The sequence below is a fragment of the Arthrobacter koreensis genome (genome assembly GCF_009193255.1).
GTDB classification, from domain to species: domain Bacteria; phylum Actinomycetota; class Actinomycetes; order Actinomycetales; family Micrococcaceae; genus Arthrobacter_B; species Arthrobacter_B koreensis.
On sequence record NZ_WACG01000001.1, the window covers coordinates 532,327 to 556,275 of the forward strand.

At 66.8% G+C, this 23,949-nt stretch carries 23 protein-coding genes and 2 tRNA genes; 11 read left to right on the plus strand and 14 right to left on the minus strand.

Annotation, left to right across the window (positions count from 1 at the left end; genetic code table 11):
- Position 1 precedes the first annotated feature (1 nt).
- The 8 genes from mshD to asd all read left to right on the plus strand — a co-directional run bounded on the left by mshD (position 2) and on the right by asd (position 8,091).
- Positions 2-973, plus strand: coding sequence for a mycothiol synthase (gene mshD / locus GD628_RS02440; RefSeq protein ID WP_152273722.1), 972 nt, complete (start codon positions 2-4; stop codon positions 971-973).
- 91 nt (positions 974-1,064) lie between these two features.
- Positions 1,065-3,290, plus strand: coding sequence for an RNA degradosome polyphosphate kinase (locus GD628_RS02445; RefSeq protein ID WP_091602536.1), 2,226 nt, complete (start codon positions 1,065-1,067; stop codon positions 3,288-3,290).
- On the plus strand, positions 3,290-4,336 hold the full coding sequence (locus tag GD628_RS02450; RefSeq protein WP_152273723.1) for an NUDIX hydrolase: 1,047 nt from the start codon (positions 3,290-3,292) through the stop codon (positions 4,334-4,336). Before GD628_RS02445 ends, GD628_RS02450 begins: the two co-directional genes overlap by 1 nt.
- A gap of 93 nt (positions 4,337-4,429) precedes the next feature.
- Entirely contained in the window at positions 4,430-4,954 is a 525-nt protein-coding gene (locus GD628_RS02455) for a ferritin (RefSeq protein WP_091602530.1), read from the plus strand.
- Between the two features lie 90 nt (positions 4,955-5,044).
- Positions 5,045-5,446, plus strand: a complete 402-nt coding sequence (locus tag GD628_RS02460; protein ID WP_152273724.1) for a GntR family transcriptional regulator — start codon at positions 5,045-5,047, stop codon at positions 5,444-5,446.
- Positions 5,443-6,249: a thymidylate synthase gene (locus tag GD628_RS02465; protein ID WP_091602525.1), complete on the plus strand. Its 807-nt coding sequence runs from the start codon at positions 5,443-5,445 to the stop codon at positions 6,247-6,249. The genes GD628_RS02460 and GD628_RS02465 overlap by 4 nt, the downstream gene beginning before the upstream one ends.
- Positions 6,250-6,261: 12 nt before the next feature.
- Complete coding sequence (locus GD628_RS02470) at positions 6,262-6,924, plus strand: dihydrofolate reductase (RefSeq protein WP_226802304.1); 663 nt, start codon at positions 6,262-6,264, stop codon at positions 6,922-6,924.
- 24 nt (positions 6,925-6,948) lie between these two features.
- Complete coding sequence (gene asd / locus GD628_RS02475) at positions 6,949-8,091, plus strand: aspartate-semialdehyde dehydrogenase (protein ID WP_091602522.1); 1,143 nt, start codon at positions 6,949-6,951, stop codon at positions 8,089-8,091.
- 108 nt (positions 8,092-8,199) lie between these two features.
- Here asd and GD628_RS02480 read toward each other — a convergent pair whose 3' ends face one another.
- The 9 genes from GD628_RS02480 to GD628_RS02520 form a co-directional block, all read right to left on the minus strand.
- Positions 8,200-9,441 carry an MFS transporter gene (locus GD628_RS02480; RefSeq protein ID WP_091602519.1) on the minus strand — a complete coding sequence of 414 codons (1,242 nt, stop codon included), beginning with the start codon at positions 9,439-9,441 and terminating at the stop codon, positions 8,200-8,202.
- A 26-nt stretch (positions 9,442-9,467) separates the two neighbouring features.
- Positions 9,468-9,950: a MarR family winged helix-turn-helix transcriptional regulator gene (locus tag GD628_RS02485; RefSeq protein ID WP_152273725.1), complete on the minus strand. Its 483-nt coding sequence runs from the start codon at positions 9,948-9,950 to the stop codon at positions 9,468-9,470.
- A gap of 162 nt (positions 9,951-10,112) precedes the next feature.
- Positions 10,113-11,186, minus strand: coding sequence for a UDP-N-acetylmuramate dehydrogenase (locus GD628_RS02490; protein WP_091603730.1), 1,074 nt, complete (start codon positions 11,184-11,186; stop codon positions 10,113-10,115).
- Positions 11,187-11,191: 5 nt separating this feature from the next.
- Positions 11,192-11,623 (minus strand): MaoC family dehydratase, encoded by a 432-nt coding sequence (locus tag GD628_RS02495; RefSeq protein WP_152273726.1) that lies wholly within the window; start codon positions 11,621-11,623, stop codon positions 11,192-11,194.
- A gap of 2 nt (positions 11,624-11,625) precedes the next feature.
- Positions 11,626-12,075 carry an FAS1-like dehydratase domain-containing protein gene (locus GD628_RS02500; RefSeq protein WP_091602511.1) on the minus strand — a complete coding sequence of 150 codons (450 nt, stop codon included), beginning with the start codon at positions 12,073-12,075 and terminating at the stop codon, positions 11,626-11,628.
- Entirely contained in the window at positions 12,072-12,302 is a 231-nt protein-coding gene (locus tag GD628_RS02505; RefSeq protein ID WP_091602508.1) for a hypothetical protein, read from the minus strand. Before GD628_RS02505 ends, GD628_RS02500 begins: the two co-directional genes overlap by 4 nt.
- Positions 12,303-12,348: 46 nt before the next feature.
- Positions 12,349-13,257 (minus strand): DUF2797 domain-containing protein, encoded by a 909-nt coding sequence (locus GD628_RS02510; protein ID WP_152273727.1) that lies wholly within the window; start codon positions 13,255-13,257, stop codon positions 12,349-12,351.
- A 70-nt stretch (positions 13,258-13,327) separates the two neighbouring features.
- Entirely contained in the window at positions 13,328-14,806 is a 1,479-nt protein-coding gene (locus GD628_RS02515) for an aldehyde dehydrogenase family protein (RefSeq protein ID WP_226802305.1), read from the minus strand.
- 36 nt (positions 14,807-14,842) lie between these two features.
- Complete coding sequence (locus tag GD628_RS02520; protein ID WP_152273728.1) at positions 14,843-16,033, minus strand: acyl-CoA dehydrogenase family protein; 1,191 nt, start codon at positions 16,031-16,033, stop codon at positions 14,843-14,845.
- A gap of 157 nt (positions 16,034-16,190) precedes the next feature.
- On the opposite strand from GD628_RS02520, the gene GD628_RS02525 reads away from it, so the two are divergent.
- A complete protein-coding gene (locus GD628_RS02525; protein ID WP_152273729.1) occupies positions 16,191-17,681 on the plus strand; it encodes a PucR family transcriptional regulator in 1,491 nt (496 codons plus the stop codon).
- On the opposite strand, the gene GD628_RS02530 is transcribed toward GD628_RS02525, so the two are convergent.
- From GD628_RS02530 to GD628_RS02550, 5 genes are all read right to left on the minus strand, one after another.
- The gene (locus GD628_RS02530; RefSeq protein WP_226802306.1) at positions 17,666-18,880 is read right to left on the minus strand and encodes a CaiB/BaiF CoA transferase family protein; all 1,215 of its coding nucleotides are present in this window, start codon (positions 18,878-18,880) and stop codon (positions 17,666-17,668) included. The genes GD628_RS02525 and GD628_RS02530 overlap by 16 nt on opposite strands.
- A gap of 186 nt (positions 18,881-19,066) precedes the next feature.
- On the minus strand, positions 19,067-19,633 hold the full coding sequence (locus GD628_RS02535) for a type 1 glutamine amidotransferase domain-containing protein (protein ID WP_091602499.1): 567 nt from the start codon (positions 19,631-19,633) through the stop codon (positions 19,067-19,069).
- 91 nt (positions 19,634-19,724) lie between these two features.
- Positions 19,725-21,563, minus strand: a complete 1,839-nt coding sequence (locus tag GD628_RS16430) for an AAA family ATPase (protein ID WP_193313180.1) — start codon at positions 21,561-21,563, stop codon at positions 19,725-19,727.
- A 179-nt stretch (positions 21,564-21,742) separates the two neighbouring features.
- Positions 21,743-21,816 (minus strand) — tRNA-Met (locus GD628_RS02545).
- A gap of 73 nt (positions 21,817-21,889) precedes the next feature.
- Positions 21,890-21,961 (minus strand) — tRNA-Thr (locus GD628_RS02550).
- 246 nt (positions 21,962-22,207) lie between these two features.
- Between GD628_RS02550 and GD628_RS02555 the strand changes: the two genes are divergently transcribed.
- Positions 22,208-23,575, plus strand: a complete 1,368-nt coding sequence (locus GD628_RS02555; RefSeq protein WP_226802307.1) for a protein kinase domain-containing protein — start codon at positions 22,208-22,210, stop codon at positions 23,573-23,575.
- Positions 23,576-23,651: 76 nt separating this feature from the next.
- Positions 23,652-23,906, plus strand: a complete 255-nt coding sequence (locus GD628_RS02560) for a hypothetical protein (protein ID WP_193313181.1) — start codon at positions 23,652-23,654, stop codon at positions 23,904-23,906.
- Positions 23,907-23,949 lie beyond the last annotated feature (43 nt).

A 23,949-nucleotide genomic window follows, 5' to 3' on the forward strand; every position in this document is an offset into this window, starting at 1 on the left:
AATGAGCGAGAACCCCCTGACCACATGGCCTGTCCTCACAACGCGCGGCACCCCGGAAGAATCCGCGCTCCGCGGCATCCTGGAGCTGGCCGCGGCAGCTGCCGAAGCCGACGGCAATCCCCCTTTCTCCGAGCAGACACTGGTTGACCTGCGCTCAACCAGCGCGGACCCGGACCAGGTACGGGTCTTCCTGGCACTGACCCATGACGAGCACTCGGACCCCGCCACCGCGCAGGAACTCGCCGGGGCCGCCGTGCTCACCGTCTCAGCTGAGGACGAGCCCGGCGTACTGGAACTGGTGGTCCACCCCAATTACCGCAACAAGGGTGTTGGCACCGCATTGGCAGAAGCCGCGCGGAAGGACGCCGGGCAGGACTTCAAGGCCTGGTCACACGGGAACCATGAAGCGGCGGTGAAGCTCGCTGCCCGCTTCGGGTTCCACCCGGTGCGCGAGCTGTGGCGGATGCGGCTCTCCCACGACGCACTGTCCCAGGGCCTGCCCACGGCCAAGGTACCCGACGGCGTGCAGGTACGTGCCTTCGTTCCCGGCCAGGATGAGGACGCCTGGCTCGCGGCAAACGCCGCCGCATTCGCCCATCACCCGGAGCAGGGATCCATGACCCGGGCGGACCTCGAAGCGAGAATGGCCGAAGACTGGTTCGATCCCAGCGGTTTCCTGCTCGCCGTCCGCGAATCCGACGGCGAGCTGCTGGGCTTCCACTGGACCAAGGTCCATCCCCGCAGCGGGAGCCACCCGGCCATCGGGGAGGTCTACGTGGTGGGCGTGACTCCCCAGGCGCAGGGAACAGGACTTGGAAAAGCCCTGACCCTTGCCGGTATCAGCTACCTGCACGACTCCGGCCTGGACGCCGTCATGCTCTATGTAGACGCAGACAACACGGCCGCGGTGTCCCTCTACCGCAAGCTGGGCTTTGTGCGCTGGGACGTGGACGTGATGTACGCCGCCGAATAGCCGCCTGCTGATTGTAGGGTTGAGGAGAGGGCGCTGTGCCCCTGCGCTGCAGGGGTGCCGGGCCTGCCAGAACTGCCAGGGGAGAAACACTATGGATTCCGATACCGCAGCCGGCGCACGGTCGCCCTTTGGGTCGTCCGAGGCGATGCCTGCGCCGCGGGCCACACAGGACCGCATCGACATTCCGGATTTTGGGCCGGCACTGCTGCCCAGCGGCGACATAACCCCCGAGCGTTTCCTTGACCGGGAGATCAGCTGGCTGCACTTCAATGCCCGGGTGCTGGAGCTGGCGGAAGATCCTGACCTCTACCTGCTCGAGCGCGTCAACTTCCTCTCCATCTTTGCCTCCAACCTGGACGAGTTCTTCATGGTCCGGGTGGCCGGGCTGAAGCGGCGCATCGCCACCGGACTGGCAGTGCCGTCCGCCGCGGGCCTGAGCCCGGTGGAACAGCTGGAGCAGATCACCGAGGCCGGCTACCGGCTCCAGCAGCGGCATGCCGAAGTCTTCGCCCGGCAGATCCGCCCCGCCCTGGAGAAGGAAAACATCCATTTGGTGGGCTGGCAGGACCTCGACGACGCCTCCAAGGCGCAGCTCCACCGGCAGTTCGCGGCCAAGGTCTTCCCCATCCTTACGCCGCTGGCCGTGGACCCGGCCCACCCGTTCCCCTACATTTCGGGGCTTTCACTGAACCTCGCCGTCGTGGTCCGCAATCCGGTGAGCGGCAAGGAATTCTTCGCCCGCGTGAAGGTTCCGGACCAGCTGCCGCGCCTCATCTCGGTGGACGGCCCGCGTGCCGGGAACGTTGCCGGACGCACGGCCCGGTTCATTCCGCTTGAGGACGTCATTGCCGAGCACCTTGACCAGCTCTTCCCCGGCATGGACGTGGTGGAGCACTACACCTTCCGGGTGACCCGCAACGAGGACCTGGAGGTTGAAGAGGACGACGCCGAGAACCTGCTGCAGGCGCTGGAGAAGGAACTGCTGCGCCGCCGCTTCGGCCCGCCCGTCCGTCTTGAAGTCACACCGGACATCAATCCCAGCATCCGGCAGCTGCTGATCCGGGAGCTGGGAGTGGAAGCGGACGAGGTCTACACCCTTCCCGGCCCGCTGGACCTGCGCGGCCTGAGTCCGATCAGCCAGATCGACCGGCCGGACCTGCACTACCCCAAGCAGGTTCCGCACACTTCCCTGCACCTGAAGGAATCCGAGACGTCCAAGCCGGCGGACGTTTTCGCCGCCATGCGCCGCCGGGACATCCTGCTGCACCACCCCTATGACTCCTTCTCCACGTCCGTGCAGGCGTTCCTGGAGCAGGCCGCAGCCGACCCGCGGGTACAGGCCATCAAGCAGACCCTGTACCGGACATCCGGGGACTCCCCCATTGTCGATGCCCTGATCGACGCCGCGGAGTCCGGCAAGCAGGTCCTGGCGCTCGTGGAGATCAAGGCCCGGTTCGACGAGCAGGCCAACATCTCCTGGGCACGGAAGCTGGAGCAGGCCGGCGTCCACGTGGTCTACGGGATCGTGGGCCTGAAAACCCACTGCAAGCTGTCGCTGGTGGTCCGCCAGGAAGTGGACGGCCTGCGGCGCTACTGCCACATCGGCACGGGCAACTACCACCCGCGCACCGCCCGCTACTACGAGGACCTGGGACTGCTGACCGCGAACGAAAAGGTTGGCGAAGACCTGACCAAGCTGTTCAACCAGCTCTCCGGCTACGCACCCAAGTCAACGTTCAAGCGGCTGCTGGTGGCGCCGCGCTCCGTGCGTTCGGGCCTCATAGACCGGATCGAACGCGAGATTGCCAACAAGAAGGCAGGCCTGGACGCCCGGGTGATCATCAAGGTGAATTCAATGGTGGACGAAGCCATCATCGATTCGCTGTACCGCGCGTCGCAGGCCGGGGTCCGCGTGGACGTGATTGTCCGCGGCATCTGCTCGGTACGGCCCGGAGTTCCCGGCCTCAGCGAGAACATCACCGTCCGATCCATCCTGGGCCGCTTCCTGGAGCACTCACGGGTCTTTGCCTTCGCCAACGGCGGGGACCCGGTGGTGTACATCGGGTCGGCGGACATGATGCACCGCAACCTGGACCGCAGGGTGGAAGCCCTGGTCCAGCTGGGATCCGCCGAGGACATTGCAGACCTGATCGAACTCATGGACCGCTACCTCGATCCGGGGACGGCAAGCTGGCACCTCGACGCAGACGGCATCTGGACCCGGCACCACAAGGATGACGAGGGCAACCCGCTTGAGGATGTGCAGTCCTGGCTGCTCGCCTCCCGCTCGCGCCAGCGCGCAGTGGCCCGCCGCTGATGCACACCGGGGAGCCCGCTGCGGAGGACCTGCCGCTGGACACTTCCGGCGACGGCCGGGATACACCGGATGACACGGCCGCCCTGCTGCTGAACGGCAGGGCGACCGCCCTCGACCTGGCCGGCGACCCCAAGGTGGTCGCAGCCGGTGCCCTGTGCTGGCGCGTGCGCGGTGACAAGCTGGAAGTGCTCATCATCCACCGGCCGCGCTATGACGACTGGTCTTGGCCGAAGGGCAAACTCGACTCAGGCGAGACCATTCCGGAATGCGCCGTCCGGGAAGTGAAAGAGGAAATAGGGCTGGATATCCGGCTTGGCATCGCGCTGCCGGAAACCCGCTATCCGGTCTCTTCCGGCATCAAGGCCGTGCATTACTGGGCCGCGAACGGCAACAACGCCAAACCCCGGCCCGACGGAAAGGAAGTGGACGGCGTACGGTGGTGCTCCCCGGAGGAAGCCGCTGCGCTCCTGACGAACCCCACCGACAAGCTACCGCTGGAGGCACTCGTCAGCGCCCATAAAGACGGTGACCTGGATACCTGGCCGCTGATCATAGTCCGCCATGCGAAGGCCAAACCGCGTTCCTCCTGGGCCCGGGCAGAGGGTGACCGTCCTCTGGCAGCCACGGGCCAGCGCCAGGCAAAGGCGGTGGCACGGCTGCTGCAGGCCTGGCATCCGGACCGGGTGGTGTCCAGCCCATGGCTCCGGTGCGTGCAGACCATGGGACCGTACGTGAACACCCGCAAGCCCAAGTTCAAGACCGTGGATGCGATCACCGAGCACAATGCCAAGCGCAAGCCTGCCAAGGCGCGGCTGGCCGTGGACAACCTGTTCGAGAAAGCCCGGCCGGTGGCATTGTGCACGCACCGGCCGGTGCTTCCATTGGTCTTCGGCGTCCTCGCCGACCAGATGGATGACCGGATGGCCACGCTGCTGCCGGACAAGGATCCCTATCTGGCGCCGGGCGAAATTGTGGTCTGTCAGGTGAGCCGCAGGAATCCCCGCCGAATCATGTCCCTGGAGCAGTACCGCCCGTTCGACGACTAGCCCGTACCGGGTAGGTACTGAGGCTAGCCAAGCCTTGGCGAGCTAAGCCTATCCGTCCTTTTCCCTGCAGGTCAGCGGGCATATTGTGTCCCCATGAGCAAATTCACTGATCTTCTGGCAGCCCAGATTGGCAACGAGTTCAACGCTTCCCAGCAGTACGTGGCCATGGCCGTGTACTTCGACGGCGAAGACCTTCCCCAGCTGGCCCGCCACTTCTACGCGCAGTCCGTCGAAGAGCGGAACCACGCCATGATGCTGGTTCAGTACATGCTGGACCGGGACCTGCCCGTCCGCATTCCCGGCGTCGACCCGGTGAAGAATGACTTCAGCGACGTCGTCGAGCCGATCGCCCTCGCCCTGGAACAGGAGAAGCAGGTGACCTCGCAGATCGAGGCCCTCTTCGCAGCGGCCCGGGAGGAAGGCGACGCGCTGGGCGAGCAGTTCATGCTCTGGTTCCTCAAGGAACAGGTGGAGGAGGTTGCCTCCATGAGCACGCTGCTCACAGTGGCCCGCCGGGCGGACAACCTGTTCGATCTTGAGAACTTCATGGCCCGCGAGCGCGTGGGCGACGGCGGGCACGACGCCGGCGCTCCCGAGGCCGCGGGCGGCGCCCTCTAAACGAGATGACAGAAACTGCCCGTATGAGCGCGGATACGGGCAGTTTCTGTCATCTCGATGGAACCATGATCGTCCCCCGGCGCAACGGACATGAGCGCCCAGATCCGCGTGGATCTGGCCTCTCCCGTACCTCCGTACGAACAGATCCGATCACAGGTGAGCGCCCTCGCGGCCGCGGGCGTCCTGGCACCGGGGAACAGGCTGCCCACTATCCGCACGCTGGCCGCCGACCTCGGCGTGGCCCCCGGGACTGTCGCCCGGGCCTACAAGGAACTTGAAACTGAGGGAACCGTCACAGCTCTTCGCCGTCGGGGCACCGTCATATCGCAGCGTGCTGCCGCGCCTGCGGGTGAAGCGGGCGGTCTACCCGCGGAGGTGAGTGCCGCCGTCGGACACCTTGCGGAGACGGCACGCCGGCATGGAGTTCCCGACGCCGTTGTCCTCAGCGCGCTGGCCTCTGCCATGTCCCTCCCTACTAGACTGGAGCCGTGACCACGATTCCCACACCGTACGAAGACCTGCTGCGCGACATCCTGGCGCACGGCACCGCGAAATCCGACCGTACCGGCACCGGAACGCGCAGTGTCTTCGGCCGCCAGATGCGTTTTGACCTCAGCGAGTCCTTCCCGCTGATCACCACCAAGCGCGTGCACTTCAAGTCCGTGGCGCTGGAGCTGCTGTGGTTCCTGCGCGGAGACTCGAACGTCCGCTGGCTGCAGGAACGCGGCGTCACCATCTGGGATGAATGGGCGGACGACGACGGCGAGCTGGGGCCGGTCTACGGCGTCCAGTGGCGCTCCTGGCCTACGCCGGACGGAGGCCAGATCGACCAGATCGCCAAGCTGATCGACGGGTTGAAGAACAACCCGGATTCACGCAGGCATATAGTGACCGCGTGGAACCCTGCCGAGGTGGAGAACATGGCACTGCCGCCGTGCCACGCCATGTTCCAGTTCTACGTAGCGGACGGCAAGCTCTCCTGCCAGCTGTACCAGCGCTCGGCAGACACCTTCCTGGGCGTGCCGTTTAACATCGCCTCCTACGCGCTGCTCACCCTGATGGTGGCGCAGCAGGTGGGCCTGGAACCGGGCGAATTCGTCTGGACCGGCGGCGACGTGCATATTTACGACAACCACCTGGACCAAGTCACGGAACAGCTGTCCCGCTCGCCGTTCCCGTATCCTAAACTGCGGCTGAGGCGGAAGCCTGCCAGCATCTTCGACTACGAACTTGATGACTTCGAGGTCCTGGACTACCAGCACCATCCCGGCATCAAGGCACCTATCGCCGTGTGAAAGGGCCCCGTCTTGACTGAATCGAACAGGTTCGCAGATTCAACCCGCTACTACCCCGTTGGCCGCTCCGGCGAAGAGGGCCTCGGACTCGACGACGCCCTGGCAGCCCGGGGCTACGGGAACACCGGCGTGCCGCTCGTCGGCATGATCTGGGCGCAGACCTCCGACGGCGTCATTGGCAAGGACGGCGGAATGCCCTGGCACCTGCCCGAAGACCTCGCCCACTTCAAGGCCAGCACGCTGGGCCACCCCGTCATCATGGGGCGGCGCACCTGGGAATCCTTCCCGGAAGCGTTCAGGCCGCTTCCCGGACGGAAGAACATCGTCATCTCCTCCCGCGAAGGACTGGCCGCCGAGCTTGAGCCGGCCGGCGCCGTCGTCGTACCCTCCCTGGAAGCTGCGCTGGAAGCCGCCGAGGGCAGTGAGGGCAGCAGCCGGATCTGGATCGTCGGCGGGTCCCAGGTGTACGCCGAGGCTGAACCGCTGGCGGATGTTGCGGTTGTCACGGTGATCAATACCGAGACCGAGGGCGACAGCTATGCCCCGCACCTGGGAGCCGACTGGACGTTCAGCGGTGTCAGCCCTGCCCAGGACTGGTACACGTCCGCCAACGGCCTGCAGTACCGGTTCGCGCTGTGGACCCGGCACCGGAACGTAACCGAGCAGGACGGCTGAGACCGTCTGCCCTAGACTGAAGGAATGACTTCAGCAGCTTCTTCTGTTCCCACCGCGGGCTTCGTCGGCTGGCGGGGCATGGTCGGTTCCGTCCTCATGCAGCGCATGCAGGATGAAGGCGATTTCGGCCTGATCAACCCCGTCTTCTTCTCCACCTCCAACGCAGGCGGCGCAGCGCCGTCCTTCGCTGAAGGTGCCGGCTTCCTGCAGGACGCCTACGACATCCAGACGCTGGCCAAGCTGCCGATTATCGTCACCACCCAGGGCGGTGACTACACCTCCGAGGTCTACCCGAAGCTGCGTGACGCCGGCTGGGACGGCCTGTGGATCGACGCCGCGTCAACGCTGCGCATGGACGACAGCGCGATCATCGTGCTGGACCCGGTCAACCGGGACGTCATCGACGCCGGCCTGGCCCGCGGCGTGAAGAACTTTGTGGGCGGCAACTGCACCGTGTCCTGCATGCTCATGGGCCTGGGCGGACTGTTCCGCAACGGCCTCGTAGAGTGGGGCACGTCCATGACCTACCAGGCGGCCTCCGGCGGCGGTGCGCGCCATATGCGCGAACTGCTGAACCAGTTCGGCTCGCTGAACTCTGCCGTGGCAGCCAACCTGGCCGATCCGGCGTCGGCCATCCTTGAAATCGACCGCGCAGTGCTGGCCCAGCAGAAGGATCCGTCCATGGATTCCTCGCAGTTCGGGGTTCCGCTGGCAGGGTCAGTCATCCCGTGGATCGACGCGGACCTGGGCAACGGCCAGTCCAAGGAAGAGTGGAAGGGCGGCGCGGAGACCAACAAGATCCTCGGCCTCGGCTCCGATTCCGGCCGGATCCCCTTCGACGGTCTCTGCGTCCGCATCGGTGCCATGCGCTCACATTCCCAGGCACTGACCCTGAAGCTCACCGAGGACCTGTCCGTCGCCGAGATCGAGCGGATCATCGACGCGGACAACCAGTGGGCCAAGGTGGTTCCAAACACCAAGGAAGCCACCATGGAACACCTGACCCCGGTCGCCGTGACCGGCACGCTGGACATCCCCGTGGGCCGTATCCGCAAGCTTGAAATGGGCCCGGAGTACATCAGCGCCTTCACCATCGGTGACCAGCTGCTCTGGGGCGCCGCCGAGCCGCTGCGCCGGATGCTGCGCATCGCCACCGGCAACCTCTAACCCGCGAAGCACGAAGAAACCGCCCGTTTGAATCATCAAACGGGCGGTTTCTTGTGGCCGGGCCCTGCCGTGCTTGGGCTTTGCCTGCGGTCGAGCAGTGCCGGCGCGCTAGTCGGCGCCGACGGCGGCCGCCGCTTCCGGAACCGCGTGCGGATCCGGGTCACCGGCTCCGCTGCGCAGAAGCAGCAGGCCCGCGGCCACGGCACAGCAGATGGCACCGGCCCAGAACGGCGCCCGCATCCCGAGCCACTGCGCCAGATGGCCCACCAGGATCGCCGAAACGGCTCCGCCGAACCAGCGCAGGAAGTTATACCCGGCACTGTTCACCGCACGCGGTCCAGCGCCTGAGCTCATGGCCGTACCGGTGAAGAGAGTGTTGAGGATGCCGGAGAAGATACCCGAGACAATGATGCCGATGACCACCACCGTCTTGTTCCCGGCCGCCATTGCGAGCAGCACCAGCGCGTAGATGAGGACCGTAATCACCGCTCCCCCGCGTTCGCCGAACCAGCCGGCCACCTTCGGTGCCAGCACTACGGAAGAAACCGCCACACAGAGGCCCCAGCCAAAGAAGACGAATCCGACGAAGAAGGCGCCTTCCCCGAGGACGAACGGGGACCAGGCAATGATGGAGAAGAACGCCGCAGTGTAGAACGCGGATCCGAGGGAAGTCAGCAGCAGGTTGCGGTTGCGCAGCGCCAGGATCGGGTCAATGAGCCGAATCTTCTGCCGCGCGGATTTGTTCTTGTCCTTGGCCAGCATGGCTGTGCAGAGAATGACGCCGATGGCCATCAGCACGGCCGTGCCGGCAAAGGGCCCACGCCACGAGATGGTTCCCAGCACTGCGCCGAGCAGCGGCCCGACAGCAAGTCCCACACCGAGTGCTGCTTCATACAGCAGGATTGCGCCCGCCTGCCCGCCCGCAGCGGCCCCCACAATGACGGAGAGCGCCGTTGCGATGAAAAAGGCGTTTCCCAGTCCCCAGACCGCCCGCAGCCACACAAGCGTCTCGATGCTGTTCGCCAGCGCACAGGCCCCCGCGGCCAGCACTATCAGCACCAGCCCTGTCACGAGGGTGCGCTTGGCGCCGAAGCGGTAGGACATCACCCCGGTCAGCAGCATGGCGAGGACCTGAACCCCCAGGTAGGAACCGAAGAGGAGGGTGGTTTCAGTGGGAGAAGCACCGAGCTCCTCGGTAATCGTGTTCAGGATCGGGTCTACCAGGCCGATGCCCATAAACGCGATAACAGCGGCGAACGCCGTGACCCACACGGTTTTTGGCTGACCGCGCAGTGCGTCCGCGAGCCGTGGATGTGCGGAAGCTTCCCGCACGGCTGCAGTTTTACTCATGTCTGTGGCGCCTTTCAAGGAAGTCTTTAGTCGTCCGTCCCGGGACGGTTGCCGGGCTGGTCCGCTTCCGGCGTATCCGGCCCCAGGGACAGAAGCCGTGCCACCGCCGGGACGGCATCCTCCAGAAGCCGACGGTCCTGTTCATCGAGCCGGTCGAGCAGCAGGGCGAAGGAATGGTTTCGGCGATCCACCAGCTCGTCCACCTGGCGCCGCCCCTTAGGCGTGAGATCGATAACGACGGCGCGCCGGTCGGCCGGATCTGCCCGCCGCTCCACCAGTCCGAGCTTGACCAGCCCGTTGACCACGGACGTCGCCGAGGGCAGCTGGACGCCTTCCAGCGCGGCAAGCTCACTCATCCGCAGCGGACCGCGGTCCACCAGGGTGCTCATGGCCGAGGACTGGGAGGTTGTCAGGTCCCAGCCGGGAATACGGCGGCGGCTCAGATGGTAGAGCCGGGGCAGCATGGGGCGCAGTTCGCGGGACAGCTGGAGGGACTCATCGAAACTCATAGTTAAAGATTCTAAGTATTAGAAGCTCTAAGCACAATTAGCCGCTGGGAAGGCGCCGACGGCGCGTTGGGAGAGGGCGCGCCGGGCGATATCGGGCGCGACGGAAGAGGGAGATGGTGCCGGCCTCCGCGGGAAGGCGTGGTGCCGTCAGTGGCGGAACGGCTACAGCGCGCAGTTGATCAGCAGCGGTTCCGGGTGCAGCCGGATGCCAAAGCGCTGCTCGACGCCGTCGGCAACCGCTCGGGCGACGGCGAGGAGGTCCTCGGCGGTGGCGCTGCCGCGGTTCGTCACGGCCAGGGTGTGCTTGGCGGACAGTGATGCCCGTCCGCCGGCGATGTCTTCCCCGGCGCTGCCCGGCAGGCCAAAGCCCTTGCCGAAACCGGCATGCTCAATCAGCCAGGCCGCGCTGAGCTTGACCTTGCCCGGCTCCGCCACCGGGTAGCGCGGAGCGTCCGCAGGGAGCCGGTCGGCGTCCGGGGCGGGAAGGATGGGGTTCGTGAAGAAGGACCCGGTGCTGTAGGTGTCCGGATCCGAGGGGTCCAGGACCATGCCCTTGCCGGCGCGCAGCCGCAGGACTTCCCGGCGGACGTCGGCGGTATCCGCGCTCTCCCCCACCTCAACGTTCAGGGCGCGGGCAAGCTCGGCGTAACGCACCGGAGCACTGGCGTTTGTCTTGGTCACGGCGAATTCGACGCTCAGGACTACGTAGCGCGGAGAGCCGTTTACCGTGGTGCGCTTGAGCAGCGAATCCCGGTACCCGAATTCCAGGTCCGCTGCGCCGAAGCGGCGGCGGGCGCGTTCCCGGCGGTCCCAGGTGAGCACCGAGACAATGCTGTGGGAGACGTCCGAACCGTACGCACCCACGTTCTGCACCGGCGTCGCGCCTGCCAGCCCGGGAATCCCGGACAGCGCTTCAAGGCCTGAATAGCCTTCGGTCACGGTCCTTGCCACCAGGTCATCCCATGGGTGGCCGGCCTGGACATCAACGACGGCGGTGCCGCCCTCGCCGTCCCGGAACTCAATGCCGCGGTTGCCGACGTGCACCACCGCGCCGTCAAAACCGGCGTCGGAGATGAGCAGGTTCGAACCCCCTCCCACGATCAGCAGGGGCTCCGACGCCTCATCTGCCGCGCGGACCATCGAGATCAGTTCGTCAGGTGTTTCCGCGTTGAGGTAGCGGTACGCCGGCCCGCCCACGCGGGATGTCGTCAAGGATGCCAGCTGCATCGAGGTCAGGGCGCTCACCAGACCCGTACAACCGCCTGTGCCTTGACCAGAACTTTCTGGCCGTTGAAGGTCACTGTCAGGTCGATTCGTGCCGTGGAACTGTCCGCATCCACGGCTCCGACCACACCGGTGACTTCCACGACGGCGCCCGGAGTGCCGTCGACGTCTTCAACGGTCACGGGGCGGGTGAAGCGGGTCTGGTAATCCAGGACGGCTCCCGGATCCCCGATCCAATCGGTGACCAGCTGCACGGCCGCGCCCATGGTGAACATCCCGTGGGCAATAACGCCGGGAAGGTCCACGGAGCGGGCAAAGCGTTCGTTCCAGTGAATCGGGTTGAAATCTCCCGAGGCTCCGGCGTAACGGACCAGGTCCGCCCGGCTGACCTCAAGGGTGCTCCGGCCGATTTCCTGTCCGGGCTGCAGTTCGCTGAGTGCAATCGACATGGCTACTGGCCCTCTCCCCGGACGAGGATCGATGAGAGTGTGGTGGCAACCTTCTCGCCTTCCACGGTGGAGATTTCCGCGCGGGTGGTGATCAGGGCACCGTCGCCCATGGCCCGCACGTTGTCCACGTGCAGTTCAGCCAGCAGTTCATCCCCCGCCACGATGGGACGGTGGTGGGTGAAGCGCTGGTCCGCGTGGACCACCCGGGAGAAGTCGATGCCGGCGCCGGGGTCCCGGATCAGCTGTGCGTCAGCCTGCTGGGCCACGATGATGGCGAAGGTGGGAGGGGCTACCAGGTCTGCGTATCCCAGCTTCTGCGCTGCCGCGATCTCGAAGTGGGCCGGGCTGGTCGCCTTCACGGCCCGGGCGAACTCCCGGATCTTTTCCCGTCCTACCTGGTAGGACTCTCCGGCCGGATAGCTCCGGCCGGCCAGCTCGGGGTTGATGCTCATTGGTTTCCCTTCATCCGGCGGCGGGCGTCGCGGGCTCGCACCACCATACCGCTCAGGTGCGTGCTCATGCCCACCACAATCACCGGCAGGGCAAGGTACATGATGATCTGCTGGTTGGTCACGGCGCCCAGGATGACCATGAGGATGCCGGCGCCGGTCACCGAGAGCGCGATGACTACGAGCCGGCGGTAGAGCGGCGAACCGGTTTCCCAGGGGGTGTTAAGCATGGCTACAGAATACAGTCGCGGCGCTGCAGGCACCGAAACGGACCTCTCAGAACAGCTGCTGCTGGAGGGCGGGCAGCTCGGTGCGGAAGTCGCCGAATTCGATTCGCTGGCCTTTCAGGGCGGTGAGGTCCGCCAGGAAACGCAGGCCGGGATCATCCGTGGCTGCGAGTGCGGTGCTGCCCAGCATGCCGAAGATCACCAGTCCGTGTTCGCCGGCAGCCAGTCCAAGCGGGTAGGGCGCCGGTGCCGGCTCCGCCAGGACCGTGCCGAAGGCTTTCGGACGCTCCCAGGTGTCCTTCACTACCTCGAAGCCCTCGGGGTTGAGGTTGAACAGGACTGCCCGGGCGGCGTCGGCGTGGGTCGCGTTGATGGCGTCCAGCTCGTCATACGGCAGCGGAGCCGCCAGGGCCGCACACTTGTGGCCGGAACGGACGGCCTGCGGCAGGCCGAGGGTGCCGGAGACCTCGTCTTCGAGCACCCGGACCTGCTGGCCGTTGGCGGCGCGGGCCACGTACCGGGCGGCGAGCGCCCCCTGTTCGGTGAGGCGCAGGGCCTTCCGCCGGTCCGCGGCGGTTCCAACCTTGGTGGTCCCGTCCGCGAAGGTGGCGATGTACAGCCACTGCGGCCGGGCCAGGTAATTCTTCAGTCCGGCTGGAACGTCACCGCCGCGGTGGCTGTTGTGTACCAGCCGTCCCTCATCCTGGAAGAAGCACCGCTTGCACTGGTAGCCCCGCTCTGCGGGCGCCTGTGCCGGACAGGGCTGGGCGGTGCGTCCCTCGTCGCCGAGCAGCTCATAACCCAGGCAGTAGCGCGCGGCTTCGGAACGGACCCGGAAGCGCAGCTGGGTTCCTGGATCCAGTCTCAGCGTGGACCGTCCGTCGGGCTGGAACAGCCGGAGAAAAGCGCCGTCGCCGTCCCACGCCGTGCCGCCGCAGAGATACATGGCGTGAGTCATTGAGCGGAGCCTCCGGGAGCTAGGGGTGCCTGTTCACGGTACCGCACCTGTCTGGGAGCCCCGGCAGGAGCTATGCAGGGTTGCCGCCGCGCAGGTAGACCGTGGTGGTGTGGGTGAAGAATTCCTTGGCGGACTGCCCCTGTTCCTTCGGCCCGTACCCGGATTTCCTTGCCCCGCCGAACGGAACGTGGGGATCAGCTCCGGCGGATTCGGAGTTCACATGCAGGATTCCGACGTCGATCCCCTCCACGGCCTCGAGCACCCGGGTGACGTCCTGGGTAAAGACGGCGGCGGACAGCCCGTACTCGCCCTGTCCTGCCCATTCAAACGCCTGGGCGGCATCAGCGGCCCTCCGGACGGCGAGAACCGGGCCGAAGAATTCATCGGTCCAGGCGGGGTTCGCCTCGGCATCCGCCTGGCCTGCCGGCAGTTCGAGGATGGTGGGCGGAATGAACGCATCGCCGGCTTCTTCGGGCAGGACGCCCTGGAACACCAGTGTTGCGCCGCCGGCTAGCGCCTCATCGATTCCCCGGCGGACGCCGTCCGCAGCAGAGGCTGAAACCAGCGGTCCCATCAGGACTGACGGGTCAACAGGATCCCCGGTGCTCCAGTTCTGCAGCCGGGAGGTCAGTCGGGCCAGGAAGTCATCCGCCACCGAATCCTGGAGGACCAGCCGGGAAGTGGCGGTGCATTTCTGCCCCGTTGACCGGAAGGCACCGAACATCACCTGCTCGGCAGCCAGGTCCAGATCCGCGCCCGCCAGGACAACGGCCGCATTCTTGCCGCCCATCTCAGCCTGCACCGGCACCCCGCGTCCGGCGCCCGCCGCAGCGAGGCGGCGGCCCACTCCGGTGGATCCCGTGAACGTCAGCCCGTCCAGCAGCGGGTGCTCCACCAGTTCCGTCCCCAGCGCGCCCGGCCCCATCACCAGGTTCAGCACGCCCTTGGGCAGGCCGGCACCGTCCAGTACCTCGGCCAGGCGCTGGGCCAGGAGGGGAACCGTGCTGGCAGGCTTCCAGACCACGGTGTTCCCGTACACCAGCGCGGGGGCAATCTTCCAGGCCGGGATGGCGATGGGGAAGTTGAAGGGCGTTACGACGCCGACGACGCCCAGCGGTTTGCGGACCACCAGGATCTGTTCGCCCCGTCGTGGGGAGGAAAAGACCTCTCCCGCCGGCCGGTCCCCTTCATTGCCGTAATAGCGCAGGATCTGCGCGGCGCGGGCCACTTCCCCCCGGCCCTCGGCCAGGGTCTTGCCCTCCTCCCGGGCGAGTTCAAGCCCGAGTTCCCCCGCAGAGCCTTCCAGCAGCGCGGCCGCACGCAGCAGGACCGCCCCGCGTTCGTGCATGGGGACCGCGGACCACGCCGGTGCCGCCGCGGAGGCTGCCGCAACGGCACGCTCCAGCTGCTCCGCGGTAGCCTGCCGTCCGGCAGCCACGGTCTCCCCGGGCCTGGCCGGATTATCCGAGGCCAGCCCGGCGCCGTCGCCGTCTTCCCACTTGCCTGCGATGAACTGCCGCAGGGCCGCGGCGGGGATGGTGTGGGGCAAGGACTTCTCCTGTGTTCGGTGGACCGGCGGACCGGGCTAGCGGAAGGCGGGGACGCCGGTGAGGTGCTGGCCGAGGATGAGCGTGTGCACCTCGTCCGTGCCCTCGTACGTCCGCACGGATTCAAGGTTGTTCGCGTGGCGCAGCGGCGAGTAGTCCAGGGTGATTCCGTTGCCGCCGAGGATGGTCCGGGCTTCACGGGCGATGGCGATCGCTTCCCGGACGTTGTTCAGCTTGCCCACCGAGATCTGGTGGTTCTGCAGCGTGCCGGCGTCCTTGAGCCTGCCCAGGTGCAGTGCGAGCAGGAATCCTTTGTTGATCTCCAGGGCCATGTCCACCAGCTTCTGCTGGGTCAGCTGGTAACCCGCCAGCGGCTTGTCGAACTGCAGGCGGTCCCTGGAGTAGGCCAGGGCGGCTTCGAAGGAGTCCCTGGCCGCCCCCATGGACCCCCAGATGATGCCGTAGCGCGCTTCATTGAGGCAGGAGAACGGTCCGCGCAGGCCGCGGGCTCCGGGAAGCACTGCGTGCGCCGGCAGCCGCACGTCACTGAGTTCGATCTCGCACTGGATGCTGGCACGCATGGAGAGCTTCGGCTCGATGGGGACGGCGGTGAACCCGGCAGTCCCGGTGGGCACCACGAAGCCGCGGATACCCTCCTCGGTCTGCGCCCAGATCACGGCCACCGAGGCGACGTTGGCGAGTCCAATCCACCGCTTGGTCCCGTTGAGGACCCAGTCCTCGCCATCCCGCCGCGCGAAGGTCTTCATGGCCGAGGGGTCGGAGCCCGCGGTGGGTTCGGTCAGCCCGAAGCAGCCGATCTCCTCGCCCTTGGCCATACCCGGCAGCCAGCGTGACTTCTGCTCCTCGGACCCCCACTTGGAGATGGCGCTCATGGCCAGCGAGCCCTGCACGGAGACGAAGGTGCGCAGTCCGGAGTCACCGGCCTCCAGCTCGGCTCCGGCCAGCCCGTATTCTACGGCGGAACGCCCCGCGCAGCCGTAGCCGTGCAGGTGCATTCCCAGCAGTCCGAGCTTTCCCATCTCCGGCACAATCTCCAGCGGGAAATGGGCGGCTTCGAACCAGCCGGCGATGTTGGGGCGGATCGCCTCGTCCACGAAGGAGCGGACCTTGGCCCGCAGCGCCAGTTCGTCACTGCTGAGCAGTGAATCGAAGCTGATGAGGTCTGCCGGTTCCAGGGTTTCCGCGGGCGGGACTGCTGTGGTGCTCATGGCGCTCTTCTCTCTCGGGTTGACGGCTGTGGAGACTGCCCTCGCCGGGTCTGGGCATGGCAGGCTCCAAGGTCTTGAGGACACGCTACGGAGGCCTGCGACATGCGTCATTGAGCATTTGGCCCAACGGGGCTGCGGATACCGGATGATTTATCCCATGGTTTCCCTTTCTGAGCTTTGTGCCGTCCTCGGAACCGATCTGGTGCCGGTCAACAGGCGCTCCTTTCCGGCCCGGGAACTGACCGGCGTCCATGTGTCGGAACTGGAGGACCCCACGCCCTACCTGGACGGCGGGGAACTGCTGCTCACCACGGGCATGCCGCTGGGCGGAAGTCCCGCAGCCACCGCCCGCTATGTAGACCGGCTGCGCGCCAGGGGAGTCCATGCGCTCGGTATCGGGCTGGGGCCCTGGCTTACCGAAGTTCCGAACTTCCTCTCCGAAGCCTGCGACGAGGCGCAGATCCACCTGCTGGCAGTGCCCGACGGCGTGCCCTTCCAGAACGTGTCCCGCTCCTTCTGGCGGCTTTCGTCCCGCAGCGGCGAGGCCGAGCTGCTGGGCAGCCTCGGAACCCAGACGTCCCTCGCCCAGGCGGCCATGCGCCCCGGGGGCGCCGCCGCCGTCATCCGCGGACTCGCCCAGGCCCTGGGCGGATGGGCGGCGTTCCTGCCCTCGGACGCTGAACCGGAGCGGTACTGGCCGGAGAGCACCGGCGCGCTGCTCCCCCTGCTGCGTGAGGAGACCATTCGGCTGAACCGGGCCGGCACGCATTCGGCCGCGACCTTCGAACTCCACGGCCAGCCGGTGGTGGAGTACCCCATCGCCGCCGGCGGGCGGATCCACGGCTTCCTCGCGGTGGGGCCCGGCCGGAAGCTCGCTGCACCGGACCGGCAGGTCATCATGACCGTCTGCACGCTCCTGGCGCTGAAGGCCCGGCAGCGGGAGGCAGCGTCCAGCGCCGCAGCCGTGCTGGAAACCGCTGTCGCCAAGCTGGTGCTCCACGGACACACAGAGGCGGCCCGCATCCTGGCTGAAGATGCGGGACATCCCGAGCTGCCGCGCCGCGTTCGGGTCCTGGCGCTGAGGGCCGGAGAGCCTGCGGCCCCTGAACAACTGGTGGCCGCGGCACCGGCCCTTGTGCCGGCGCCCGGTGTGCAGCCGGTCCCTGAGACGGTTTCACACTGCACCCTCCGCCACGAACGGGACGGGGTGCTCTACGTCCTGCTGCCGGAAAGCGAAAGCCAGCTTCCCCGCACGGAGGCTTTCCCTGCACCACCAGCCCCGGACGGCGCCGGCGCCGTCAGCGATCCGCTCACCCTCTCCGAGGTGCCGGGGGTCCTGGCCGGACTCCGGCGGGCGCTGGACCAGGCACCGGCCGGAACCCTTGCGGGACTGGCCGCACCCGCCAGCGCTGCAGCACAGGTGTGGGTGCAAGCCCTGGCTGCTTATGCCCGCGCCGACCTGCTGGGTACCGTTACCGAATACCTGCGTCACCGGGGCCACTGGGAAAACGCGTCGCGGGCCCTGGGCATCCACCGCAATTCCCTCCGGCACCGGATGGCACTCGCCTCGTCCCTGCTCGGCGTTGACCTGGATGACCCGGATGTCTTCGCCCCGCTGTGGCTGGAGCTGCGTCAGCGCCAGGGGTAGCCGCGGGTATCCGTACGTCCGGGCGCCGGTTCCTGCAGCCATTTCAGGACGTCTTCCGTGTGCTGTCCGAGCCTGGGCGGAGCATCCGTCCGCGGAGCCAGGGCAGGTTCCCACTGGGCAGGGTGGCGGATCTGCCGCCCGGCCGGAGCGCCGTCGGCATCCGTCAGTTCAAGCACCGGGTCCAGGCCGAGCGACTCGGCGTACGCGATCCCCTCGTCGATGCCGGCAACTTTGCCTGCAGGCACTCCTGCCCGGGTGAGGCGTTCCTGCCAGTGCGCGGCCGGCGCAGCGGCGAGGTACTTTTCCAGCAGGGGAATCAGTTCTTCCCGGTGCTGCACCCGGGCACTGTTGGTGGCGAACCGTTCATCCTGGGCCAGGCCGGGAGCACCCAGTTCGCGGGCCAGCCGGGCGAACTGCAGGTCGTTGCCGCACGCCACCGCCAGCGGGACGTCAGCGCAGTCCAGCAGCTGATACGGAACTATCGAGGGATGGGCGTTGCCCATCCGGGCCGGAACCACGCCGGCTCCCAGGAAGGCCTGCGCCTGATTGGCCAGCGCCCCCTGCAGGCTGGAGAGCAGGTTGAGCCGGACGTGGGTCCCCCGGCCGGTCACGCGGCGGGAAAGCAGTGCCGCGAGCACCGCCGTCGCGGCGTCCTTGGCGGTGAGCACATCCACCAGGGCTACCCCGGCTTTCATGGGCGTTCCGCCGGGCTCTCCCGTGACGCTCATGAGCCCGCCCAGGGCCTGGACCACAAAGTCGTAGCCCGGCAGGTCACGGCCACCCCCGTCGCCGAAGCCGGAGATTGACGCGTACACGAGGCCGGGGTTCGCTTTGCTCAGGTCTGCGTAGCCCAGGCCCAGTTTGCCGAGTCCCCCGGGCTTGAAGTTTTCCACCAGCACGTCCGCGCGCAGGGCCAGTTCCCGCGCGAGCTGGATGCCCTGCGCGTCCGCCAGGTCAAGGCAGACCGATTCCTTGTTCCGGTTCACTGCTTCGAAGTACGTGGCACCGGTACCGGAGAAGGGCGGCCCCCAGCTGCGTGTGTCATCCCCGGTTCCCGGACGTTCAACCTTGATGACGCGGGCTCCGAGGTCCGCCAGGGTCATGGTGCACAGCGGACCGGCAAGGACCCGGGAGAAGTCAGCCACCAGGATTCCCTCGAGCGGCCGCTGGACCTCCGGCGTCGTGTCGCTGCTGGTCACGGATGAATTCCCCCTTGGTTCGAATCTGCGTCAGACTCCACGGCTTCCCCCACCCTAGGTACTTTGGGCCGGGAGAACCGGGTCATCTCATCCAAACCGCCGGGTCAACACGCACAGAAGCGCTGCAGACAGCACTCCGCCCCGGATGCCTGCTGGCTTCCGGGGCGGAGTGGGAAAGGGGAAACGTCAGGCGTGCTGCCCGGCGTGCTGCCCTTCGGAGATCTCTTCGACCACCTTGGCGTTGAATGCCTCAAGGTCGTCGGGCGTGCGGCTGGTAACCAGTCCCTGGTCCACCACTACCTCTTCGTCACTCCAGTTGGCACCCGCGTTGCGCAGGTCGGTGGCGAGGGTGTGGAAGGACGTCAGGTCCCGGCCCTTAACTACCTCGGCGTCGATCAGGAGCCACGGTCCGTGGCAGATCGCTGCTACAGGCTTGCCTGCTTCGAAGAAGTCCCGGGCAAAACGCTGGGCGTCCTTGTTCACGCGCAGGTAGTCGGCGTTGACAACACCGCCGGGCAGGACCAGCGCATCGAAGTCCGACGCCTTGGCATCCGCCACATCCAGGTCCACGGAGAAGGTGTCGCCCTTGTCCAAACCGTTGAAGCCCTGGATGCTCCCGCTGGACGGCGAAACCAGGACCGGCGATCCGCCGGCTTCCTTTACGGCTTCCCAGGGGCTGGTGAGTTCGACCTGCTCTACGCCGTCCGTGAGCAGGAAAGCAACCTTCTTGCCGGAAATATCATGTGCTGACATTTTTCCTCCGTTCGTGGTCTGGCGGCCCGGTCTGGGCCGCCTCTGCCCTCTACCCTAGGAAACAACGGCAAAGATAAGCAAGCTGATCTTTCTACAGACCTCCGGCTACGGCTGCCGCCGCCCGCAGCCAGGCGCGCTGGGTGGCGGGCCGGAGGGAGGCGTAGCGGATCTGCCCCTTGACCAGCGCCGGGTCATACGGAATTGTTACCGCGGCCCGCGCCAGCACTTTGAAGGCCTCAGCCACCCTCCGTGCCTGCGCTTCGGTGCCGTTGCGGTCAGCCTGGGAAACAATAACGACGGCGCCGCGCGCCAGCTCCGCGTACTTTCCGCCTCGTTCCTGCAGCGCTTCAAGCAGCAGCGCGCCTGCCTCGGCATGTTCCTCGACCGTGGTGGTGGCGATGACCAGCTGGTCGGTGTGGTCGATCATGCGCAGCCACCGCTCGGCGCTTTCGTCATTGCCGGAATCCACCACATTCAGGCGGAAGTATTTGGATGCCACAGAGTGCAGCGCGTCGAAGTCAGCCTTGGTGACCTTCTGTTCCGAGGCCAGGACATTCGGGTTGGAACGCAGTACGTCGTACTTGTCATCCGTCTGGTGATGGACGAACTTGGCCAGCATGGCCGACTGGGCTGCCGGGGACTGCAGCAGCCCGGTTTCCGGAAGCAGGTCCATGACCGTGGCATCGTGCTGGGCCTGCTCGGTCCGCCAGCCGAGGGTACCTCGGGTCTCATTGTTGTCCCAGGCCAGGACGGGACCTCCGCCGTTGCGGGCAAAGATGGCCGCGAGCATCACCGTGGTGGGGGTCTTGTTCGCGCCGCCCTTGCCGTTCACCACGGAGATGGTCCGCGGGCCGGGCCAGTGCTGGCTCACGATCCGGGTGTCCCGGCGTTCCTCGAGCTCCCGCGCGGACGGCGCTATCCGGATGCCCAGGGACGCCAGGAAACCGCGGAACCCGCGGGCAGCCGGGATCTTGGCAGTCTGCGTGTCGAGGAACGTTGCCCGGCGCACGTCGTTGGGCTCGCCGCGCACCGCGGCCCGGGTGCGTTCACGCAGATCGACCGGCATGTGGGCTGGTTCCAGCGGGAGGCCGGCGGGAGGGCCAGCCGGGGTTTCAGCGGCTTCGCGGTCGGTGATTTCCATCTCCTGCTGTGGGCCGGCAGGCGGTGCTGCCGGAAGTTCGGGAAGTGCGACGGCGAGCGGCTGGCCATCGGCGCCCCCGCCCGGCTCAGGGAGAGGCTCAGGGGCCGGGTGGACCCCATGCTCCGGCGCGGCCGCAGGCGCTGCGTGGACGGTGTTCGCGGGTGCGGAGACCGGCTCGGTTTCGGATTCGGGTTCGCGGGCGGGCCCGGAGTCGGAGGCAGGCTCAGCTTCGGGAGCTGACTCAACTTCAGGAGCATGTTCAGGTTCGTCATCAGCAGCGCGTTCGAAATCGCGTTCCGTTTCCGGTCCGGGCGCCGTATTCCGCCCCGGCACCGCATCAGGTTCCGTCAGAGCTTCCGGCTCCTGCACCGCACCCGGTTCCGTCAAAGCATCCGGTTCTGTCAGGGGCTCCGGCCTGTCTGCCGCCTCGTCTGCCACCGGCGCAGGAACCGGCTCTCCGCCGTCGTTCCCTTCATCCGGGGCAGACTCTTCGAGCACCGCCCCTGGAGCGGGAGCCGGTGAAGACCCACTCGCGGACTCGGACGCCTCCCCTGCCGGAACACTCCCCCAGGAACGCAGTTCGGCACGGGCACGGCGTCGGGACGGAAGGGTGTCATTCTGCTCCCCTGCCGCCTGGCCGGAGTTGCCCGGCTCCCGGACCCCGCCAGTCTGGCTGGTGCTCCGTTCGGCACCGTCCGGAGCGCCGGACAGATCACGGTTTTGCGCTGCTCGCCGGGCGCGCCTGGTCGGCAATGCCTGATCGTTGGCGGCAGGGTTGTTCTCTGTCATGGGGTCTGCATCTTTCGTTCCGTGCTCGGGCGATTGACTTAGGACGGGGCTCTCCCTGTGATCCTACAAGCCGCCCCCGTTCGGCCCCCGCGGAGGACCGCGTGTCACAACCACTTTCCAAAGTGTCCGGGAAAGCAGAAAACCCCCGGAATCTCGTGGATCCCGGGGGTTTTACTCTGTAGCGGTGGGGAGGCTCGATCTCCCGACCTCACGATTATGAGTCGTGCGCTCTAACCAACTGAGCTACACCGCCATAAATGAGTCAAGCCCGCGTGCTTCGCCCCATGTTGGACAACAGGCTTACAAACGCGGACCCTCCCATTGAGAGCCCCGACCGGGAATCGATCCCGGGACCTCCATCTTACCAAGATGGCGCTCTACCACTGAGCTATCGGGGCATCGCCCCTTACCGGGGCAACGACATAAGACTCTACCAGTACTTTCTCCGCATCACGAAATCGATTCGGGCCAAACCCCGCTTCTGTGACCGAAGACACTTTCGCTGCACGTCAGCGGCCTGTCACGCGTTCGATGGACGGTGCCAGGGACTTAGACTTAGGCCAGGAAACAACTGGGTTTCCGCACCGCCGCTGCCTCCCCGCCGGCAGGATGATTCTTACAGGAGTGCGCGGATGCCAAGGCACATGGGTCCAGGAACAGTAGTGGGCGGCAGGTACCGCCTGCAGGAGAGAATCGGCGCTGGTTCCATGGGTGCAGTGCACCGGGCGGTCGACGAGCTTCTGGGCCGCGATGTCGCCGTGAAACTCATCGCTTCCCGCGCCCGGACGGACGAGGAACGCCGCCGGGACGAAGCCGAGGCCAAGGTACTTTCGCAGCTGAACCACCACAGCCTGATCACATTGTTCGACGCCGGCACTGAGGTTTCGCCGTCGGGCACCTCGATTGTGTGGCTGGCTATGGAACTCGTCCAGGGCCCTGACCTCAGCCGCCGCCTTGCGGGCGGCAAGCTGCCGGCAAGGCAGGTCTCACTGCTCGGTTACGACGTCGCGATCGGCTTGGACTACATCCACCGGGCCGGCATCATCCACCGCGACATTAAGCCCGCCAACATCCTTCTCTTCGACTACCGGGAAGACGAATCCCGGCTGCGGGCCAAACTGACCGATTTCGGTGTGGCGCAGATGGCCGGAGACCCAATGCCCCAGGCCGACGAGTTCACGGGCACGGCTGGGTTCATGAGCCCCGAGCAGGTCCGCTCAGAACCCGCCGGGCCGCACAGCGACGTGTATTCGCTGGGCCTGGTGCTGCTGCGCTGCCTGACCGGTGAACGGGCTTTCCCGGGCATGGCCGTTGAAAGCGCCCTGGCCCGCCTGTTCCGCGGGCCGGTGATCCCGGATTCGCTGGGCCCCGGATGGAGCGCTGTCCTGGCGGCGATGACGGCGCCGGACGTGGATGAGCGCCCCTCCGCGCACGAAGTATCCGAAGCCATGATGGAACTTGCCACGGCCGGCCGCGGCCGGCGCAGCACTGCGGCAGACCCTGAGCGGATCCGTGCTGCGGAAGAACTCGGCGCGGAGTCGGAAGACGGACCCGATCCGCTGCTTGACCGCATTACCGCCGTTACCGCCCGGGTGCTGGACGTTCCGGTAGCAGCCGTCTCGATTGTGGGCGGGGACCGGGTGTGGACGGTATCCGGAAGCGGAACTCAACGCGGTTCGGCTGATTCGGCGAAGTCCCTCTGCCCGGCGACGGTGCGCGAAGACGCGCCCTTCATCATTGATGATGTCCAGAAGGATCCGCGCACCTCGGATGACCCGCTGGTTGCGGCCTCACCCGGGTTCGGTTTCTACGCCGGCGTACCGCTGCGCAATGCGGAGGGCCTCGCGCTGGGAACTTTGTGCGTCATGGACCGGGACGCACGGAGCCTCACCGGAGAGCAGGAGAGCACCCTGCGGGACCTGGCGGCCATCGCCTCGGACGTGCTGCAGCTCCGGCAGGAGGTCCGGGAGGCCCAGGATGCCCTGAACCGGGATCCGGCTGTGGCAGACTGACAGGCTACATCCCAAGAAGGGACCCGACTGCCCCGGGAGGCACCCCATCGACCAAGGCGCCAACCCTGTTGTTCCCATGTATTGGGAGTTCATGGTCCCAGCCGCAGGCATCATCATGCTGCTCCTGGCCGTCACCGCCGTCATTTCCTTGTCCCGGCAGAAGAACCTCGCACCGGGCATACGGTTCCTGTGCCTGCTGGGCATCCTTGGCTTCCCTGTCCTGGGACCCGCCGTCTGGTTCTTCCACCGGTTCCGCGGTCGCCGCGCCCGCCCCCTGGACGCGTCTGAATCAGCGGGCATTGCCTCAAGCCGCACAGCCAATCGCCGTTAAACGCAGGAAGGGCGCCCCGAAGGACGCCCAGCCTGCTGCTAAC

Bases quoted from the DNA above. Each gene is read 5' to 3' on its own strand.
- GD628_RS02480 (WP_091602519.1), bottom strand. From the start codon at position 9,441: ATGAGTAAAACTGCAGCCGTGCGGGAAGCTTCCGCACATCCACGGCTC.
- mshD (WP_152273722.1), top strand. From the start codon at position 2: ATGAGCGAGAACCCCCTGACCACATGGCCTGTCCTCACAACGCGCGGC.
- GD628_RS02555 (WP_226802307.1), top strand. From the start codon at position 22,208: ATGGGTCCAGGAACAGTAGTGGGCGGCAGGTACCGCCTGCAGGAGAGA.
- GD628_RS02505 (WP_091602508.1), bottom strand. From the start codon at position 12,302: ATGCTTAACACCCCCTGGGAAACCGGTTCGCCGCTCTACCGCCGGCTC.
- GD628_RS02455 (WP_091602530.1), top strand. From the start codon at position 4,430: ATGAGCAAATTCACTGATCTTCTGGCAGCCCAGATTGGCAACGAGTTC.
- GD628_RS02485 (WP_152273725.1), bottom strand. From the start codon at position 9,950: ATGAGTTTCGATGAGTCCCTCCAGCTGTCCCGCGAACTGCGCCCCATG.
- GD628_RS16430 (WP_193313180.1), bottom strand. From the start codon at position 21,563: ATGACAGAGAACAACCCTGCCGCCAACGATCAGGCATTGCCGACCAGG.
- GD628_RS02520 (WP_152273728.1), bottom strand. From the start codon at position 16,033: ATGAGCACCACAGCAGTCCCGCCCGCGGAAACCCTGGAACCGGCAGAC.
- GD628_RS02500 (WP_091602511.1), bottom strand. From the start codon at position 12,075: ATGAGCATCAACCCCGAGCTGGCCGGCCGGAGCTATCCGGCCGGAGAG.
- GD628_RS02495 (WP_152273726.1), bottom strand. From the start codon at position 11,623: ATGTCGATTGCACTCAGCGAACTGCAGCCCGGACAGGAAATCGGCCGG.
- GD628_RS02450 (WP_152273723.1), top strand. From the start codon at position 3,290: ATGCACACCGGGGAGCCCGCTGCGGAGGACCTGCCGCTGGACACTTCC.
- GD628_RS02560 (WP_193313181.1), top strand. From the start codon at position 23,652: ATGTATTGGGAGTTCATGGTCCCAGCCGCAGGCATCATCATGCTGCTC.
- GD628_RS02535 (WP_091602499.1), bottom strand. From the start codon at position 19,633: ATGTCAGCACATGATATTTCCGGCAAGAAGGTTGCTTTCCTGCTCACG.
- GD628_RS02510 (WP_152273727.1), bottom strand. From the start codon at position 13,257: ATGACTCACGCCATGTATCTCTGCGGCGGCACGGCGTGGGACGGCGAC.
- GD628_RS02460 (WP_152273724.1), top strand. From the start codon at position 5,045: ATGAGCGCCCAGATCCGCGTGGATCTGGCCTCTCCCGTACCTCCGTAC.
- asd (WP_091602522.1), top strand. From the start codon at position 6,949: ATGACTTCAGCAGCTTCTTCTGTTCCCACCGCGGGCTTCGTCGGCTGG.
- GD628_RS02445 (WP_091602536.1), top strand. From the start codon at position 1,065: ATGGATTCCGATACCGCAGCCGGCGCACGGTCGCCCTTTGGGTCGTCC.
- GD628_RS02525 (WP_152273729.1), top strand. From the start codon at position 16,191: ATGGTTTCCCTTTCTGAGCTTTGTGCCGTCCTCGGAACCGATCTGGTG.